Below are 18,283 nucleotides of genomic sequence, written 5' to 3'. Positions count from 1 at the left end.
AGCCCGGTAAGGCGACGATCATGGCAACGACCACTGAAACAAAGACCACCTGCCCTTATTGCGGCGTCGGTTGCGGCGTCATCGCCAGGGTCGATGAAGTCGGCTCCGTTTCAGTTCGCGGCGACCCGGATCACCCGGCCAATTTCGGGCGGTTGTGTTCGAAAGGTTCCGCTCTGGCGGAAACGATCGACCTTGATGGGCGTCTGCTTTTTCCTGAGATTGACGGGCAACGTGCGGACTGGGATCAGGCGCTCGATCTCGTCGCCCAAAAATTTTCGGAAGCAATCGCCGAACATGGGCCGGATTCCGTGGCCTTTTATGTTTCAGGCCAACTTCTGACCGAAGACTATTACGTCGCGAACAAGCTGATGAAGGGCTTCATCGGCTCGGCGAATATCGACACCAACTCGCGGCTTTGCATGTCTTCATCCGTGGCGGGGCATCGTCGCGCCTTCGGGTCCGATACCGTGCCCGGCACCTATGAGGATATCGAACTGGCGGATCTGGTGGTCCTGACCGGCTCCAATCTCGCCTGGTGCCATCCCGTCATTTACCAGCGGCTTGCCGCAGCGAAAGCGGCGCGCCCACAGATGAAAGTCGTCGTCATCGATCCGCGCCGGACGATGACCTGCGATATTGCCAATCTGCATCTGGCGATCCGTCCCGATGGCGATGTCGCCCTGTTCATGGGGCTGCTCGCGCATCTCGTGAAAAGCCCCGCGCTCAACATGGGCTATGTCGATGCATATACATCCGGCTTTGCGGTCGCTGTGGAAACGGCTACCGCACTGGACCACGAAACGCTGACCGAACGCACCGGGCTCTCGTCGGCAGAATTCAATGAATTCTTCCGGCTGTTCGAAACCACCGACAAGACCGTAACCTGCTACAGTCAGGGTGTTAACCAGTCGTCATCTGGAACCGACAAGGTCAACGCCATCATCAATTGCCATCTGGCGACGGGCCGGATCGGGCGCCCCGGAATGGGACCTTTCTCATTGACCGGCCAGCCAAACGCCATGGGTGGCAGGGAAGTGGGCGGTCTAGCCAATATGCTTGCCGCGCATATGGCTATCGAGAATGCCGACGACCGCGATCGCGTCCAGCGTTTCTGGTCCTCGCCCACCATCGCAACCAAACCGGGTCTGAAAGCCGTCGACATGTTCCGCGCGGTGGCGGATGGGCGCATCAAGGCGTTGTGGGTCATGGCCACCAATCCGGTTGTGTCCATGCCGGACGCTGATGCGGTCGAGGCAGCCATAGCCGCCTGTCCCTTCGTTGTCGTTTCAGACATTATGCAGGACACCGATACGACGCGTCATGCGCATGTACTGCTTCCCTCGCTCGGCTGGGGCGAGAAGGACGGCACCGTTACCAATTCCGAGCGCCGCATCTCCCGGCAGCGAGCATTTCTGACCGCTCCGGGCGAAGCACGGGCGGACTGGTGGCAACTGGCTGAGGTCGCGCGCCGTATGAACCATGCCGCTCCGTTCAATTATAGCGGGTCGGCGGCCATCTTCGCCGAGCACGCGGCGCTGTCCGCTTTTGAAAACGACGGCTGCCGCGATTTCGATATCGGCGCATTTGAAGAGATCGGCCTCGCCGCTTACGATGCCATGACGCCCTTTCAATGGCCGAAGGCATCCGACAGCTCAGAGCCTGCATCTCGCTTTTTTGCGAAGGGTGGTTATTTCCACCCGGACCGGCGCGCGCGCTTCATCGCCACCACTGTGCCGGAGACAATTCGCACAAGCAGCGCCTTTCCGTTCACACTCAATACGGGTCGCATCCGCGATCAGTGGCATACGATGACGCGAACCGGCAAAAGCGCGCGGCTATCATCCCATATCGCCGAGCCTTTTGCCGAACTTCATCCACGCGATGCGATAGAGCTTGGCATCGAGAACGCCAGCTTGGTGGAAATCGAAAGCTCGCACGGGAAAGCCATCGTGCGTGCACTTGCAACGGAGCGGCAGGCGCGCGGCAATGTCTTTGTCCCAATGCATTGGAACGACCAGTTTTCCGCCCGCGCCCGTATTGATGCGGTCGTCGCGCCATTGGTCGATCCGGTTTCAGGCCAGCCCGCCTCCAAGAATGTGGCCGTCACTGTAAGACCGTTTTCGGCGACCTGCTACGGCTTTGCCGTTTCGCTCGCAAAGCCTTTCGCTATCGACTGCGATTACTGGTCGCTGGCTCGCGCAGACGGCGGCTGGCGGCTGGAACTGGCGCCACTTACCGAGATCGGAGATTGGGTGGAATGGTGTTACGTACACTTCGCCATCCCCGAAGATATTCATCCGATCGGCTATACCGACACCGCGACCGGCGAAACAAGGCTCGCATTCTTTGCGGGTTCCCGATTGCTCGCAGCTTTGTTTATCGCGCCACAACCGGTTGCTGTCGCGCGCTATTGGGCCATCCAGCAACTGACAGTCACCCATGACGATCTGCGCAAACGCTTTGCTATCGTTGCTGGTCGCCCCGGTGTGGACAAGCCGGATCCCGGTGCCACGGTTTGCTCTTGCTTCGGTGTCGGCGTCAACCAGATCGCCGCTGCCATCCGTTCCGGCTGCCACAGTGTTGAAGCTATCGGTAAGGAACTCAATGCCGGAACCAATTGCGGCTCCTGCCGCGCAGAAATCAGGGGTATCATCGATGGGTGTCTCGCAACCGCCGCTGAATGAAACACCAGCTCGTATCGAAGCATTGGCAAAGCTTCCGGTCTTCTGGGCACTTGAAGGCAAGCTTTGTGTTGTTTCGGGTGGTTCGGATGCAGCCGCCTGGAAGGCAGAACTGCTGGCCGCCTGTGGCGCGCATGTCAAAGTCTTTACCAGGGAACCTGATGAGATGATGTGCGCACTCGCCAGCCGTCCAGCGGCTCACATCGGAGCGCGCATATCGCTGATTGGCCGTTCATGGCGGCAAAGTGATTTGCAGGGTGCTGCTATGGCTGTCGCCGACTGTAATGATAGCTATGAAGCAGATCGATTTTATACGGCCTGCGGAGCGATGGGCGTTCCAGTGAATGTCATCGACAAGCCAGGATATTGCCAGTTCCAGTTCGGTTCCATCGTCAACCGGTCGCCGGTGATCGTTGCCATTTCGACGGATGGCGCAGCTCCTGTTCTGGCGCAGACGATCCGGAGTAAAATTGAAGTGCTTTTGCCAGCTTCACTCCAAAACTGGGCTGAACTGGCGCAGACAATCCGCAGCCGCATCGGATCACTTTTACCAACGGCAGCGGCGCGCAGGCGCTTCTGGGAAATCTTCGTGGAGAAAGCTTTTTCGGAAAAGCACACCGCCCAGACAGAAGTCGAACTGCTGACAACTGCTTCAGAACTGGTCTTGGATGCGGGCGACGTAAAGGTCTTTTCCGTCAACCCGATAGATCCGGAACTAATGACGCTGAAAGCAATACGCGGATTGCAAACCGCCGATGTGGTTTTTTTTGATAAAGGCATTGCGCCGGAAATACTGCAATTTGGGCGGCGCGAAGCGATGCGCATTCAGGTTGAGGATAGGTCCCAGCAGGGATCGTGGCCCCCAAACTGCCGCGTCGTATATCTCGTGTCAGATGGCGATGGGTCTACCAAAACGAACATAAGCCACTAAAGCAAAAGCTGACAACGTGAGCATCAACATGGGGCGGAAGAGACGTTTCATCGATGATGAAACCATCCACCCTATAGTTACAATGGCACTGCTCCAAAGCAATCCAAAGTCAGAGACAGAAAGCGCCATTGCGGTGATGCAAACGGGGCTTGCCGTCATAATCAATGTCAGTTCGCTATTTTCATCGTTACTGCGTGACGAAAAGAACGAAGTAAATGTACTCCAGCTAAAACCAACTGACATACTGAGCAAGGCTGGCATCAAGATCGAATAAAACATGCGAGGCATCCCATAGAGCGATACCTTACACAAGCAGTTTTTATGCCACTTTTTTGGGAATTATCGTTTGGAGTATATAATACTAGTATGGGGCGCGGCTAAGCAAAATTTGAGCGCAATCGCAGCCCCACACGTAATTCGCTCAAGCGCCACAAAACGCTTAGGGTCTCATTCAGGCAAAGCGAGCCTGATCAAAAACTAGCCAGATGACAAATTTTCGAGCCCACCCTGTGCGCTCTGATATGAAAACGACCAGAGCGCATCAGTTACTGACCTGCTTAGTTGCTACCGATCGGTGCGTCGGCGGAAATGACGCCTTTGTCCTTCAGGCGAGCCCAGAAGGTGGCCGGAATTTCCTGCTCGAACCAATCGACATTTGCCTTCATCTGCTCTCCATTGCGGGCGCCCGAAACGACCGTGACCACAGCTGGATGCAGTGTCGGGAAGGCTAACGCCGCGGCTTGCATGGTAACGCCCTCGGATTCGCATGCCGCCTGGATTGCATCGACACGCGCCAGAAGATCGGTCGGCGCCTCGGCATAGTTGAACTTCCGATTGCCCGCCAGAAGGCCGGAATTGAAAGCACCGGCCACGACGATACCAACGCCGTCGCGGTGGCAACGGTCGAGAAGTGCAAGGCTGTCCTGCTCCAGCAAGGTGTAGCGGCCAGCAAGCATCGAAACGTCGATGTCGAATTCCTGCATCGTGTCGGAAACGACCTGCCATTCGTTGACGCCCAGACCAACGGCCTTTACCAAGCCCGCAGAACGCAGTTCTCCAAGCGCCTTGAACCCGCCGCCCTTGGTCAGCTGGTCCCAATAGTGCTGATGACGATCGCCGTGGGTGGCGCGTCCAATATCGTGAATATACAGCACGTCAGGAGCGAACACGCCAATGCGCTGGCGGCTTGCTTCGAAGGAACGCATGATTGCATCGTAGCTGTAATCATAATTCGGTCGGAAAGGCAGCGGCTCGACGTAAGCGTCTTCTTCCGGCCCGACCGTCTCATCCGGCACCATGATGCGCCCAACCTTGGTGCTAAGCACATACTCGTCGCGCTTGTGCTCCGTCACCATCGTGCCAAGGCGGCGCTCTGAACGCGTATAGCCATAAAAAGGCGCCGTATCGAAATAACGGATACCAGCATTCCAAGCTGCATCGAAAGCACTCAGAGATTCCTGATAACTCGTCACCCGATAGAGATTGCCCATCTGGGCGCAGCCAAGACCCATAAGCGTGAACGAGACGTCACGATTGCGCAATTTGCGTCTGTCTGAAACCTTCATGATGTGCTGAATTCCCCAATCTGACCGAAAAAGAGCGCGCGGATATGCTCCGCGCGCCGGCTTTGACTTAGTAAAGAACGTTCTTCGCTTCCGGCTTGTCGACATTGTCCTTTGTGACAACAACGACGCCAGTATCGATCGTCTTTTCGACCTTTTCCTTGTTGAGCAGCTTCAGCAGCGTTGCAACGCCGATATCGCCCATCTGGTAGGAGCCCTGGACAACGGTTGCAGCCAGCGTGCCGTCCTTGACGAATTCCTGCAAATCCTGATTTCCGTCGAAACCGATTGCAGTAACCTTGCCCGCCTTGCCGGCCTGCTTGATCGCCCGGCCCATGCCGATTGCGGTCGGCTCGTTTGCGCCAAAAATACCCTTCAGGTCACTGTTGGCAGCAAGAACATCGGTCGTCTGGTTAAGCGCGGTAGCCATCTGCGACTGCGAATAGTATGGGCCGACGATTTCCAGCTTCGAGTTAGCCTTAATGTAGTCGGTAAAGCCGCCCACACGACCGATTTCCGATCCGGCGCCAGCAACATAGGACATGACGGCGATCTTGCCCGTCGTTCCGACCTTATCGATCAGAGCCTTCGCGGCGAGTTCGCCAGCCTTCTTATTATCCGTCGCCAAGAAGGACTGATAGTATTTCTCGGCACCGCTGGCGAGCTGGCTGTCGATGATGACAACCGGGATACGCGCTTCCCAAGCCTTCTTCACGGCTGGTACGAGCGCATCGGGATCAGACGGTGCAAGGAGAATGGCGTCGACTTTGCGGTTGACGGCATTTTCGACCATGTTGACCTGATCAGCAATAGCGGATTCCGATGCAGGTCCCTGGAACGTCATTGTGTGCTCGCCCTTTGCCTCGGCAATGGCGGCATCGGCGCCCTTCTGAACGTTCTGCCAGAAGGTCGAATTGACCGTTTTGACGATAACCGCAATTTCACCGGCTGAAGCAGTGGACAAACCGCCGAAGACCATGACCGAAGCGAGAAGCGCAGTTTTAAATTTACCCATGTTTTCCTCCAACTAACCGAACCCGACCGGAGTTCGAAACGGGGGAAGGCCCTATCCTTCCCGTCCTCCTCTTCAGCGACGATTGCGCAATTGGTCGATCCAGACGGTGACCAGAATAACAAGGCCGATGATGATCTGCTGCGTGAAGGCTGAGACGCCATTCATGTTCAAACCGTTACGCAAAATGCCGATGACGAATGCGCCGATGAAGGTTCCGGAGATCGTACCGACCCCGCCAATCAATGATGTGCCGCCAATGACTGCGCTGGCGATGGCGTCAAGTTCGTACATGACGCCTTCATTCGGCTGCGCGGTGACAAGTCTCGACATCAACACACAACCGGTCAGCCCAGCCAGCGTGCCGGAAATCAGGTAGGTGTAGATCGTGATCCGGGAGACGTTGACGCCCGACAGACGCGCTGCAACGGCATTGGACCCAATGGCATAGATATGACGGCCAAAGACGGTGCGATTGAGAACAAACGCGGCGATGATGGCAATCACAATCATCAGGACAACGGGATACGGGATACCCGGAAAAGTGACGACCGGAAACCCCTGTTCATCGATCGACTCCATCCGAAACAGCGAACCGTTACCCAGAACACCGAAGCTTTCTCCCAGTCCCGACACGGCGCGGGCGCCTGTGATCTGCAAGGCAACACCACGGGCAATCAACATCATGCCAAGAGTGGCAATAAAGGGAGGCAGCCGCAACTTGGTGACAGCGAGACCATTGATCAGGCCGCAAAGCGACCCGGTCAAAATGCCGAGCAGCATCGAAATCCAGATGGGAAGCTGCAGTTCCTTGACGGCAAGTGCAGCCACAACGCCAGCGAGCGCGAGCACCGAGCCAACGGAAAGATCGATACCACCCGTAATGATCACATAGGTCGCACCAATACCGAGCAAAGCAATCGACGTGACCTGAAGCGCAATTGTCATGCCATTGCCGACGGAGAAAAAGGCGCTGCTCGTCGCGGAGAAGATTGCAGCAAGCACGACAAGACTGCCAAGTGCTGCAAATTTCTGGATGATATCCTTCTGCCGCTCGCTAAGGCGTCGTCCCTTATCTGCCGAAACTTGGCCCTGCTCTACCGGTTTACCGTTGGTTACTTCCGTCATGCTGATTATCCTTATTCGCCGCGTCGACCACTGCCGGACGCGTAATGCATGATCTCTTCCTGATTGGTGTCGCGTGTTTTGAGAGTCGCAGCGATACGCCCGCCATGGAAGACAGCGATGCGATCAGACATCCCAAGCACTTCCGGCAATTCGGAACTTATCAAAACGACAGCGATACCGCGCGCCGCAAGCTCATCCATGATCTGATAGATCGCAAATTTCGCTCCAACGTCGATGCCACGTGTCGGCTCGTCGAAAAACATGACTCGCGGCTCACGAAACAGCCATTTGCCGATGATGATTTTCTGCTGATTGCCACCCGACAAAAGACGAACCGGCTGATGGAGGCTCGGAGTCTTGATGCTCAGGAGATCGACGTAATGCTGGCTCGCATCCCGCTCTTGCTTGCGGTCGATGACACCGAGACTGTTACTAACCGCCTGCATGCGTGCCATGACCAGATTGGCATCGACAGGCATCGCGATGGCCAAACCTTGAGCTTTGCGATCTTCAGACAGGTAAGCGATGCCGGCATCGATACCACTGCGTGGATCTGTGATTTTCAATTCACTGCCGTCGAGCATGATCGTGCCCGCATCAAGCGGATCGGCGCCGAAAATTGCGCGCGCCACTTCGGTTCGCCCTGCACCCATCAACCCTGCAAAGCCGAGAATCTCGCCACGACGAATATCAAAGCTGATATCCTCAAAAACATCGCGTCTTGTGAGGCCTTTTACGGAGAATATGACTTCATCAGCAGGCTGACGGGTCGGCTCCGGAAACTTGTCCTCCAGCGAGCGCCCAACCATGCGCGCAACGATTTCGTCGACGGTGAGGTCGGCAAAATCGTCCGTTGAAACATATCGCCCATCGCGCAAAACTGTAACGCGATCAACGATCTCCTGCATCTCATCCAGCCGGTGAGAGATATAGATAATGCCGGTGCCCTGGCTTTTCAGGTCACGGATTACCTTGAAGAGAAGCTGTGCTTCCTGTTCGGTCAAAGACGAGGTGGGCTCATCCATAATCAGCACGTTCGCGTCGAGCGAAAGCGCTTTCGCGATTTCGACCATCTGACACTGGGCAACCGATAGCGTCCGCACCTGCACGTTCGGATCAATATTAACCCCAAGCCGATCCAGACAGCGCTTGGCATCTGCGATCAACTTCTTTCGATCAACCAGAAAGCCTCGCCGGGGTTCACGTGCGAGATAGATATTCTCCGCAACGCTCAAATGCGGCACGAGGTTGAGTTCCTGATGGATGATAGCGATGCCAGCTGCTTCCGACTCCAGCGTCGAAGCGAACTGAACCGGCGATCCCTTATAGGTGATCGAACCTGAATTTGGTTGGTATACGCCGCTGATGATTTTCATCAGCGTCGATTTGCCAGCGCCATTTTCTCCGCAGACAGCGTGAACCTCTCCGGCGCGCAGATCGAAGCTAACGCCCGAAAGAGCCTTTACGCCTGGAAATTCTTTCGACACATCTTCGAGCGTGAGCAGCACGCGAGCCGTTTCAGATGGCTTCTTTGCAGAATGACCTCTCATCGCGCTCCTCCTCCTGGTGCTCTGAAAAAGTTGTCATTTGATAGGGGGAAAAGAGAAATCTGGTCAAGCCACTTTATCGAAATTTCTTGAGAATAGCGCTAAAATAAGGAAAATAGTGGTGAAGCAATCCGTTCACAACAAATTTGGTCTTACCGCATGCTTGAAACGAGACGTGTCTATCAACAGATCGCCGACCAAATCCGCGCGCTTATCGACGCCGGTTCACTGACGGCTGGGTCGAGGTTACCGGCTGAACGGGAACTTGCGCAGCAATTGGGAATCTCACGCCCGTCGCTTCGCGAAGCGCTTATTGCGCTCGAAATCGAGGGGGTCATCGATATTCGATCAGGATCAGGTATCTATGTCCTGAACCCCACCGGATCGGAACTGAATGAACAATCATTGGGTGAAAGCCCCGCTGAATTGATGCAGGCGCGCGTTTTGATAGAATGTGGCTTGATCGCGCAATGTGCGGCACGCATCAGCGAGCCGGCATTGTCAGAACTGGAGAATATCCTTGAAGCGATGTTGCGGGATATCGATATCAATCGAAAGCCTTTGGAACATGATCGAAGGTTTCACATCAGCCTTGCATCGGCAGTGGGAAACAGCGTTCTGACCAATCTGGTGATCAAGCTCTTCGATGAGAGACACAGCCCAATCTCCGAACGCATGCAAAGGCATACGGAGACGCCGAATACCTGGCGGCTGGCGGTTGAAGAACATCGCGCGATTTTGACTGCCCTCAGGGCAAAAGACCCGTTTGCAGCGCAAGCCGCCATGCATGCCCATCTTGCGGCATCCGAACGCCGGTGGGTCGAAGATTAACGGCGCGCCATTACGGCGCGCAACATTGAACAATTCGGCTAACTGGGAAGCGCGCGAGTGACAGAAACTGTCCGCGCGCCGATAGATCTCACGCAGGAGCAGCCGCCAGCAAGGCCGCGGTCAGCCGTTGACTACCGCTTAGCAGAAATCCGACCGCTGTTTTTGCGCGCGGCCGTGTATTATTTGCTGCCCGCACGCACGGCTAACGGACGGCTTATCGACCCGGTCGCCCGCTTCCACCTTGGCAATGGCGCCCGCCTGGAGCGCCTCAATTATATGGAGATGTTTCCGCCAAAACTATGCCAGAATCCCATGGATTGATGGTCAATTATCTTTAAAAGCTTGATTACATCGAGCGCAATTACGAAGCTCATGCCGAAAGAGGAGAGGTCGGCACCTCTGCGAACATCCACAAATCACCATCGGTACAGCCTCCTCTAAAAGCATCCAAAAATTCCCCGGGAACAACATATGCCTAATCACCTGTTTGATGCCATTCGCAGCGCAATTTCCACCACCGACGCGACCTTCATAGAAACACAAGCGGGAAAGATCTGGACATATGAGGATATGCTGGCGCTATCCGCACGTCTTGCCAATGTGCTGGTTGAGTGCGGCGTTGAACCCGGCGACCGTATCGCCGTTCAGGTTGAAAAAAGTGCCGAAGCCTTAATGCTTTATCTGGCCTGCTTGCGATGTGGCGCTGTCTATCTGCCGCTAAACACGGGCTATACGGTCGCCGAACTTGATTACTTTTTTAACGACGCCAAGCCATCCGTTGTGGTCGTCTCACCGCAGAATGCGGAAAAGCTTGCCGAAACGGTCCGCGCCTGCGGCGCAGTTCTTGAAACGCTGGACGAAACGGGCGGCGGCTCTTTGATGGACCGCGCAGAAGATGCCGAGCCACAATTTAACGATGTCGATCGCGGACCGGACGATCTTGCCGCCATTCTTTACACGTCAGGCACGACTGGACGCTCAAAGGGCGCGATGCTCAGTCATGGCAATCTGCTTTCCAACGCATTGACGCTGCGCGATAGCTGGCACTTTACCTCGGCAGACCGGCTCATCCACGCGTTGCCGATTTTTCATACGCACGGCCTGTTTGTCGCAAGCAATGTAACCTTGATCTCAGGCGCATCAATGTTTCTGTTGCCAAAATTCGACCCGGACCAAATCGTCGCTCGCCTACCCAAAACAACCGTGTTGATGGGGGTTCCGACGTTCTATGTGCGCTTGTCGCAGGATGCGCGCATAAACCGTGAAAGCACCGCACGTATGCGGCTCTTCATCTCGGGGTCCGCTCCTCTTCTGAACGAGACCCACCAGACTTTTTTCGAAAATACAGGGCATGCCATTCTGGAACGCTATGGCATGACGGAAACCAACATGAACACCTCCAATCCCTATCGCGGAGATCGAGTAGCAGGAACCGTGGGCCTTCCCCTGCCCGGTGTGAATATTCGCGTGGTAGACATGGAAAGTGGCACGGCACTCCCGGACGGAGAGACCGGGATGCTGGAGGTCAAAGGGCCGAATGTATTCAAAGGCTATTGGAATATGCCGGAAAAGACCAAGGCGGAATTCCGAGACGATGGCTTCTTCATCACAGGCGATCTCGGTCTTATCGATGAGAGGGGATATATTCACATTGTGGGTCGAGGCAAGGACCTCGTGATATCGGGTGGCTATAATATCTATCCAAAAGAAATCGAGAGCGAAATCGATCTGTTGGATGGCGTGTTTGAGAGCGCAGTTATTGGCCTGCCACATAAGGATTTTGGCGAAGGCACCACAGCTGTTGTTGTTAAAAAAACTGGCTCTTCGTTAGAGGAAAACCAAGTGCTGGCGGCTTTGAGCGAACGACTGGCGCGCTACAAACTGCCGAAGCGAATTCTGTTTGTAGACGAGCTGCCTCGAAACACTATGGGTAAGGTGCAAAAGAATATCCTGCGGGAGCGCTACCGCCAGCTCTATGAATAAGCGCGCGCCTTCTCGCGGCGCTAAGAGCCTGAATCAAAAAAGCGGCATGTGTGTGCGAAAATGGTGATTTTCGAGTACCGGAGCGGAGCGTACTCAAGGTACGTGAGCACCGGAACGCAGAAAATTGCCATTTGCAGCTACACAGGGCGACTTTTGGAACAGGCTCTAAGGTCGAACGTTTTCAACATAGCAAATCCGTTCTTGTTTGATTGACGACAAGAACAGAAATAATTTTGCGCGCGGGGGCGTTCATCCAAAGCTTCGGGCATGCTCCCGTTAGAGGCCTTCGCCTCCCTTACAGGAAGCTGCATAGTGAAATACCTGGGCAGGCGCGATGCACACCGGGGGGTGCTTCCCCGATCAACGCGTTAAAGATAGTCTGAATCCAAGACAGGCTACTTATTATATAAAAACGATTGCTGTTATTTTTTAAATGTAGTTATACTGTAATTATCCATAGCAGAATGGAGGGTCACAGATGTATGCATTTTCTTCTGTATCGAAAGCCGCAATCCTTCTGGCAGCGTTATCTACGTTTTTTTTCTCCATTGACGCGAACGCGCGTCCTATTCCCAGAAGCGTCGTTGTCGGTACGGAGTTGAACAACGGGCGATCTTTGACTTGCAGAGAAGCTACCCGGCGTCTTGCAATGCGTGGCCTTACCAATGTCCGGGAAATCGATTGCCGGCGACCAAACTACGTTATCCGGGGCGTGCGTAATCAACAGGCCTTGCGGGTTGAGGTTCGGGCGCGTGATGGACGCGTTGTGCGCGTTGATCGGTGGCACAGACCCCACCGCAGATAGTATTTTCGTCGCCTGCCCCAGATTCAAAAGCAGAATTTGGATCTCTGAAATTAAGCATGGTGGGTTAATTAGCCGTGGGTTTTGGCCCGTCGCTCATCGCTTTCGTTTTCTGACTTTGTCTTGCTTAACTTGCAATTATTTCTGACGCTTACTGCTTCAGATGGAGGATATCATGAACCGATATATGTTCAGCTTGTTGGTTGTTACCGCTGTCAGCTTGGGAACAAGCGCTTGTACGTCGTCTGAACAGAGAACTGCCGGATATGGTGTCGGCGGCGCTGCAATCGGTGGGCTCGCCGGTGCTGCGATTGGCGGCAATACGCGCGGAGCGCTCACCGGCGCTGCAATCGGTGCTGCGGCCGGAACCTTGGTTGGTGTCGCCCAGACCCGAAACGGCGTTCAATATTGTCGCTATCGCGATCAGCACGGTCGCGTCTTTGAAGCACCTTGTCGATGAGGCTTGCATCAATAGCGAGTTGAGAACGTCTCGATGAAGGCTTGGGAGGGAAAACATGTTTCGATCCATTGCCGCTATCCTTGCATTGCTAGCCTTAACCATCGTGGGTTCTCTTGCCGAGCCGGGTCCTGCATTCAGCCAGAACCAATCCGCTCTGGTCGGCACCAGAATAAATAACGGCCACAGAATCCGCTGTTCGGAGGGCGCCAGACTGTTGAGAATACGGGGCTTCCGAAATGTTCGCGCAATAGACTGTAGGGGAAGTCATTTCCTCTATCGTGGAGATCGTTTCAGACGAACTTACGATGTAACGGTGCGCGCGCGTGATGGACGCATAACCAACGTCCGGACTGTGAGATGGCGTCGCTAATAACACGGTCATAGCCGGGGATGCTCTTGGGATTACTTCGTGAAGAGAAAGGCTTACGCATGGAAGTTCACGAATTAAGTCATCTGGAGCGCAAAGCAATTGAACAGAAGAAATGGAAGGGGTTTCTTGGCATTGGCATCCTCCTGTTAGCTGGAGGCGCGCTCTGTCTGTTTCTACCGGTTTTTTCGGAATTTGCGGCAAGCACCGTCTTCGGTGTGGTCCTTATGGCAATTGGTCTCGTGAAGATCATCCAGTCGCTTAGGGTAAAAAGCTGGGCGGGGTTTGTCTGGCAAGAATTGACGGGTGTGGTGGAACTGGTCGGCGGAATTATGATCTATCTCAATCCACTCAAAGGCGCGCTTGCGATAACGCTTTTGATCGCGATTGTGGTTTTTGTGCATGGATTTCTGCAGATTGCCTTGTCGTTCAAAATCCATCCCACAAAAGGCTGGTACTGGTTCGCAGTCTCCGGGTTCATCGCCTGGATAGCCAGCGCCGCACTCTTCCTGAAATGGCCTTTGACGCGTGAACTCGCATCGGGATCAATCGCTGGAATTGCCCTGCTGATTGCCGGTTTTGCCTATGTCGCAATAGCTCTGAGTACTCGAAATGCATGAATGACAGGTCATTGCATGACCGCAGGGAGGACCCGACATTGATTAAGACCCTCGGTTATTACTCCGCGAATGTCGCCCTTTCCGGGTTGCTTTTGCTGTCGTTCATGCCTCCTGCCGCCGCCCAACAAAGCACAATAACCCAGCCCGCGCCATCGGTGGTCGTCAGAAAGGCGGGCTCGGCGCCTTCCACGGCCCCGCTCCAATTCAACGGACAAGTCGAAGCAATAGAAGCCGTTGACATTCAGGCCCGGATTACAGGTTTTCTCAAAGTGAAGAGCTTTGAACAGGGAAGCGCAGTCAAGACAGGCGATCTCCTCTTTGAGATCGAACCAGACCAAATGCGGGCGGCGGAGACTTCAGCAGAAGCGCAGGTCGCTCGCGCACAGGCGGCCCAGAATGCTGCCCGACAGACCCTGACGCGAACACGCACACTGGCGAACCGGAACACCGCGTCACAAGCCTCTCTGGATGATGCTCAGGCAGCGTTCGATATCGCTTCCGCAGACGTTCAAAGCGCAGAGGCTGCATTGAATACAGCCCGACTGAACCTTTCTTACACGCAGATCCGTTCGCCGATCAACGGCACAATCGGCCGGTCTTTGTTTACGGTTGGAAATCTGGTCGGCCCCAGCGCCGGACCGCTGGCGCGTATTGTTCAGCTCGATCCTGTCCGCGTTGTTTTTTCCATTACCGATCGAACGCTCATCGCTATTCGCCAGAAAGAGGCGCGCGGTCGAGCCGTTAATCTGAACAGATTCCAACTAACGCTTACCCTAGCCAACGGCAAGCAGTATGGCTCAACAGGTAACATCCAGTTCATCGACAACGAGGTCAATCCGCAAACGGGCACAATTGCTGTACGCGCGCTGTTTGCAAACCCGGACCATATTCTGGTTCCGGGCCAGACCGTCGCTGTAAGCCTGCTGGATGAAACGGCAAAAACATTGCCGATCGTTCCAATGGCGTCTGTTCTACAGGACCGCGAGGGCAAGTTCGTCTTTGTGTTGAACGACAATAACACTGTCACTCGGCGGCAGATTGTGACCGGCATACGCATCGGCAACGATTGGTCCGTCAAAGACGGGATCAGCGCAGGAGAAACGATCGTCATCGAAGGCTTGCAAAGAATTGCGGATGGGCAATCCGTATCACCTCAGGAATCGTCACCGGATGAACCGGGGGCCGCTCAATGATTTCGGAAACCTTCATCCGACGAACGCGCCTCGCAATCGTTATCTCGCTTCTCATCTCCATTGCTGGCGCCATCGCCGTTTTCTCACTGCCCATCCAGCAATATCCGCAGATCACCCCTCCAACAGTTTCTGTTTCGGCGATATATCCCGGCGCGAGTGCGGAAGTGATTGCCGACGTTGTGGGCGGTCCGCTGGAAACAGCCATCAATGGCGTGGATGATATGATGTATATGTCATCCACGAGCTCGAATGCCGGTCAATATTCATTATCAGTCACCTTTGAAGTGGGGACTGATCCGGAACTTGCGCAGATCAATGTGCAAAACCGTGCGCAGCTGGCAATCTCGCGACTGCCTGCCGCTGTCGCACAACAGGGCGTTTCTGTTCGGTCACGCTCACCCGATTTTGTGTTGGGCATCGCTTTCTATTCTCCCGATGACAGTTTGAGCGCGCTTGAGATCACCAACTTCACCACGACGACCATTGTCGACGCGATTTCACGCGTGGCAGGTGTCGGTGAGGCTAGTGTCACCGGCGCGTCTGAATATTCGATGCGAGTCTGGCTCAATCCTCAAAGAATGGATGCGCTCGGGATAACCATTGATGAGGTTTCCGCGGCAATCCAACGCCAGAATATCCAGGCTACCCTCGGGCAGTCTGGTGCGCCGCCCATGCGGGTTGGAACGGAACTGCAATATACGCTGGTTGCACAGGGGAGGTTGCGAGATGCCGACGAATTTGGAGCTATCGTCATTCGCACCGGCGCCGACGGAGCCAAGGTATTTCTCCGCGACATAGCCCGTCTTGAACTTGGTGCACGCAATTATGCTTCAAGAGCCAGTTTTGCTGGTCATGAATCGGCGATGCTGCAGATTAATCAGTCGCCCGGCGCCAATGCGATACAGACTGCGACAGCCGTTCAGGCCGAACTGAAGCGGCTCTCCGCCAGATTTCCGGCAGGTCTGCAATATCACGTGGTTTATGACGCAACGCGGTTTGTGGACGCTAGCTTGCAATTGACGACGCGCACATTGTTTGAAGCCTTTGCAATCGTGCTCGCGGTGACATTTATCTTCCTGCAAGACTGGCGCGCGACACTGATCTCGGCCCTTGCCATACCGGTTTCCATGCTTGGTGCGGTCGCGGTTCTATTGGCGGTAGGCTATTCGTTGAATATGATTTCGTTGCTGGCCTTGGTTCTCGCTATCGGGCTTGTCGTCGATGACGCTATTCTCGTCGTGGAAAACGTCAAACACGTTCTGGACGACACGCCCGACATCACCGTTGTCGATGCGACGCGCAAGGCGATGTCTCAGATCACCGGACCGATCATCTCAACGACGCTCGTGCTTCTCGCCGTGGTCACACCCACAGCGTTTCTCGCGGGTATTGGCGGACAGCTCTACCGCCAGTTCGCAGTGACAATCTCATCGGCGCTGGTCATTTCGTCGTTCGTTGGCCTCACGCTAAGTCCGGCATTGGCGGCGTTGCTGCTCAAGCGCGGGCAAAGCGGTTTCAAGAGAGGACCACTGGCGTGGTTTACTAACTTCATGGAACGAAGCCGTGATGCTTACGGCAGGGGCGTGGGCATTCTCGTCAAATATTGGTATGTGCCACTTGCAGCCATTGTGGCCTGCTTTGCCGGTGCCTATCTCATTTTTGTCAATCTACCCGCCACTTTCCTGCCTGACGAGGATCAGGGAGCTTTGTTCGTTGATATCCAGCTGCCAAGTGCGGCTTCGCTCGACCGCACCAATCGCATCGTTGAGAATGTCAGAAAGGTGCTAAACGAGACCGCCGGGGTTCAGGATGTGATCACGGTTGCGGGCTTCAGTATTCTGCAATCGACGAGCACGCCCAATGGCGCCATGGCGGTTGCCGCATTGCTACCCTGGGAAGACCGGGAAAAAGAAGAGCTGCGGCTTAATAATATTATCGGCACTCTCCGGTCTCAATTCGCGCAGATTCCCGGTGCCATTGTCTCAGTTTTTGCGCCACCGGCGATAGCCGGTATTGGGTCCGTTGGCGGGCTCGATTTCCGCCTCCAGGCATTGCAAGGACAGTCTACGGAGGAAATTGCACAGGTTACAAATGCATTGCTTGGCTACTTTAACCAGAACGGAAAGATCGGCGGGGCAGCAACGACTTTCAATGCGAATGTACCGCAAATCTATGTCGACGTTGACCGTTCCCGTGCGGAAGCGCTGGGGCTCAGTGTGTCTGATATTTACGCGGTGATCGGCGCCAATTTTGGCTCACGCTATGTCAATGACTTTACGCTTAATGGGCGTGTCTTTCAGGTGAATCTGCAAGCGGATTCCGATTTTCGCGCGCATAGCGAAGACATTTTGAAGCTCCACGTGAGAAACCGAAACGGAACAATGGTCCCGTTGAGCAGTGTCGTGTCCTTGACCACCGTTCTGGCCCCTTTCGTCATTACGCGTTATAACCTTTCGGTCTCAGCACAGGTCAATGCGGTTCCGGCTCCCGGTGCGAGCAGTGGCCAGGCGATGGCGGCAATGGAAACCGTGGCATCCCAAAAACTACCTGATGGCTATGGTTATGAGTGGTCGGGCCTATCCTTTCAGGAAAGCAGAAGCAGCGGTCAGGAAGGCATCGTCTTTGTCCTTGCTTTTCTTTTCGCCTATCTCTTTCTGGTCGCTCAGTATGAAAGTTGGGCCTTGCCTGCGGTGGTGATTGTTTCATTGGGCGCAGCATTGCTTGGAGCAGTCGCAGCCCTGAAAATCTTCGGGCTGCAAAATAGCCTCTATGTGCAGATTGCGATGGTGTTGTTGATCGGCCTTGCCGCCAAGAATGCAATTCTGATTGTGGAATTTGCAAAAGAAAAGCGGGAAGCAGGTCTGTCGGCGAGTGAAGCGGCACGGACGGGAGCTGAGCAACGCTTCCGCGCCGTGATGATGACAGCTGTATCATTCATTCTGGGCATCATCCCTTTGATCGTTTCTTCCGGCGCGGGTGCTGGCGCTCGTCAGGCCGTGGGTGTGACAATCTTTGGAGGGATGGTCGCAGCAACGACGATTGGTCTGTTACTCACACCGGGTTTGTATTTCATTGTGCAACGAATAACCGAGCGTTTAGGAAACCGCCGTGATCAATGACGGAACTGTATCGCAAGCGTCACGGCGCAGCAGTTGTTTTCATTCCG

The 18,283-nt window shown here is 54.9% G+C and carries 14 protein-coding genes; 9 read left to right on the top strand and 5 right to left on the bottom strand.

All coding sequences use genetic code 11. From position 1 onward, the window contains the following. Positions 1–20 precede the first annotated feature (20 nt). Both ABWW11_RS11530 and ABWW11_RS11525 read left to right on the top strand, forming a co-directional pair. Entirely contained in the window at positions 21–2,684 is a 2,664-nt protein-coding gene (locus tag ABWW11_RS11530) for a nitrate reductase (RefSeq protein WP_319080254.1), read from the top strand. Beyond that, entirely contained in the window at positions 2,605–3,612 is a 1,008-nt protein-coding gene (locus ABWW11_RS11525) for an NAD(P)-dependent oxidoreductase (protein ID WP_109366108.1), read from the top strand. The genes ABWW11_RS11530 and ABWW11_RS11525 overlap by 80 nt, the downstream gene beginning before the upstream one ends. Here ABWW11_RS11525 and ABWW11_RS11520 read toward each other — a convergent pair. From ABWW11_RS11520 to ABWW11_RS11500, 5 genes are all read right to left on the bottom strand, one after another. Then, positions 3,571–3,891 (bottom strand): hypothetical protein, encoded by a 321-nt coding sequence (locus tag ABWW11_RS11520; protein ID WP_146200157.1) that lies wholly within the window; start codon positions 3,889–3,891, stop codon positions 3,571–3,573. The genes ABWW11_RS11525 and ABWW11_RS11520 overlap by 42 nt on opposite strands. A gap of 278 nt (positions 3,892–4,169) precedes the next feature. After that, positions 4,170–5,177: an aldo/keto reductase gene (locus ABWW11_RS11515; protein ID WP_109366110.1), complete on the bottom strand. Its 1,008-nt coding sequence runs from the start codon at positions 5,175–5,177 to the stop codon at positions 4,170–4,172. 67 nt (positions 5,178–5,244) lie between these two features. Beyond that, positions 5,245–6,189: an ABC transporter substrate-binding protein gene (locus tag ABWW11_RS11510; protein WP_109366111.1), complete on the bottom strand. Its 945-nt coding sequence runs from the start codon at positions 6,187–6,189 to the stop codon at positions 5,245–5,247. Between the two features lie 72 nt (positions 6,190–6,261). Continuing rightward, complete coding sequence (locus ABWW11_RS11505; protein ID WP_109366112.1) at positions 6,262–7,314, bottom strand: ABC transporter permease; 1,053 nt, start codon at positions 7,312–7,314, stop codon at positions 6,262–6,264. Between the two features lie 11 nt (positions 7,315–7,325). After that, positions 7,326–8,864 carry a sugar ABC transporter ATP-binding protein gene (locus tag ABWW11_RS11500; protein WP_109366113.1) on the bottom strand — a complete coding sequence of 513 codons (1,539 nt, stop codon included), beginning with the start codon at positions 8,862–8,864 and terminating at the stop codon, positions 7,326–7,328. Between the two features lie 156 nt (positions 8,865–9,020). Between ABWW11_RS11500 and ABWW11_RS11495 the strand changes: the two genes are divergently transcribed. The 7 genes from ABWW11_RS11495 to ABWW11_RS11465 all read left to right on the top strand — a co-directional run bounded on the left by ABWW11_RS11495 (position 9,021) and on the right by ABWW11_RS11465 (position 18,236). Beyond that, positions 9,021–9,692, top strand: coding sequence for a FadR/GntR family transcriptional regulator (locus ABWW11_RS11495; RefSeq protein ID WP_109366114.1), 672 nt, complete (start codon positions 9,021–9,023; stop codon positions 9,690–9,692). 57 nt (positions 9,693–9,749) lie between these two features. Next, the gene (locus ABWW11_RS11490; RefSeq protein WP_244597045.1) at positions 9,750–10,013 is read left to right on the top strand and encodes a malonyl-CoA decarboxylase domain-containing protein; all 264 of its coding nucleotides are present in this window, start codon (positions 9,750–9,752) and stop codon (positions 10,011–10,013) included. 150 nt (positions 10,014–10,163) lie between these two features. Then, entirely contained in the window at positions 10,164–11,675 is a 1,512-nt protein-coding gene (locus ABWW11_RS11485) for a malonate--CoA ligase (RefSeq protein WP_109366115.1), read from the top strand. 977 nt (positions 11,676–12,652) lie between these two features. Further along, the gene (locus tag ABWW11_RS11480; RefSeq protein WP_109366116.1) at positions 12,653–12,937 is read left to right on the top strand and encodes a YMGG-like glycine zipper-containing protein; all 285 of its coding nucleotides are present in this window, start codon (positions 12,653–12,655) and stop codon (positions 12,935–12,937) included. Positions 12,938–13,366: 429 nt separating this feature from the next. Next, the gene (locus ABWW11_RS11475) at positions 13,367–13,924 is read left to right on the top strand and encodes an HdeD family acid-resistance protein (RefSeq protein ID WP_109366118.1); all 558 of its coding nucleotides are present in this window, start codon (positions 13,367–13,369) and stop codon (positions 13,922–13,924) included. A 38-nt stretch (positions 13,925–13,962) separates the two neighbouring features. Further along, complete coding sequence (locus ABWW11_RS11470) at positions 13,963–15,117, top strand: efflux RND transporter periplasmic adaptor subunit (protein WP_244597046.1); 1,155 nt, start codon at positions 13,963–13,965, stop codon at positions 15,115–15,117. Beyond that, positions 15,114–18,236, top strand: a complete 3,123-nt coding sequence (locus ABWW11_RS11465) for an efflux RND transporter permease subunit (protein ID WP_109366120.1) — start codon at positions 15,114–15,116, stop codon at positions 18,234–18,236. Before ABWW11_RS11470 ends, ABWW11_RS11465 begins: the two co-directional genes overlap by 4 nt. Positions 18,237–18,283 lie beyond the last annotated feature (47 nt).

This window comes from Brucella sp. NBRC 113783 (assembly GCF_040372265.1).
Lineage (GTDB): Bacteria > Pseudomonadota > Alphaproteobacteria > Rhizobiales > Rhizobiaceae > Brucella > Brucella teleogrylli.
The sequence above is the reverse complement of the archived record's forward strand: the minus strand, read 5'-3'. Positions and strand labels throughout refer to the sequence as shown.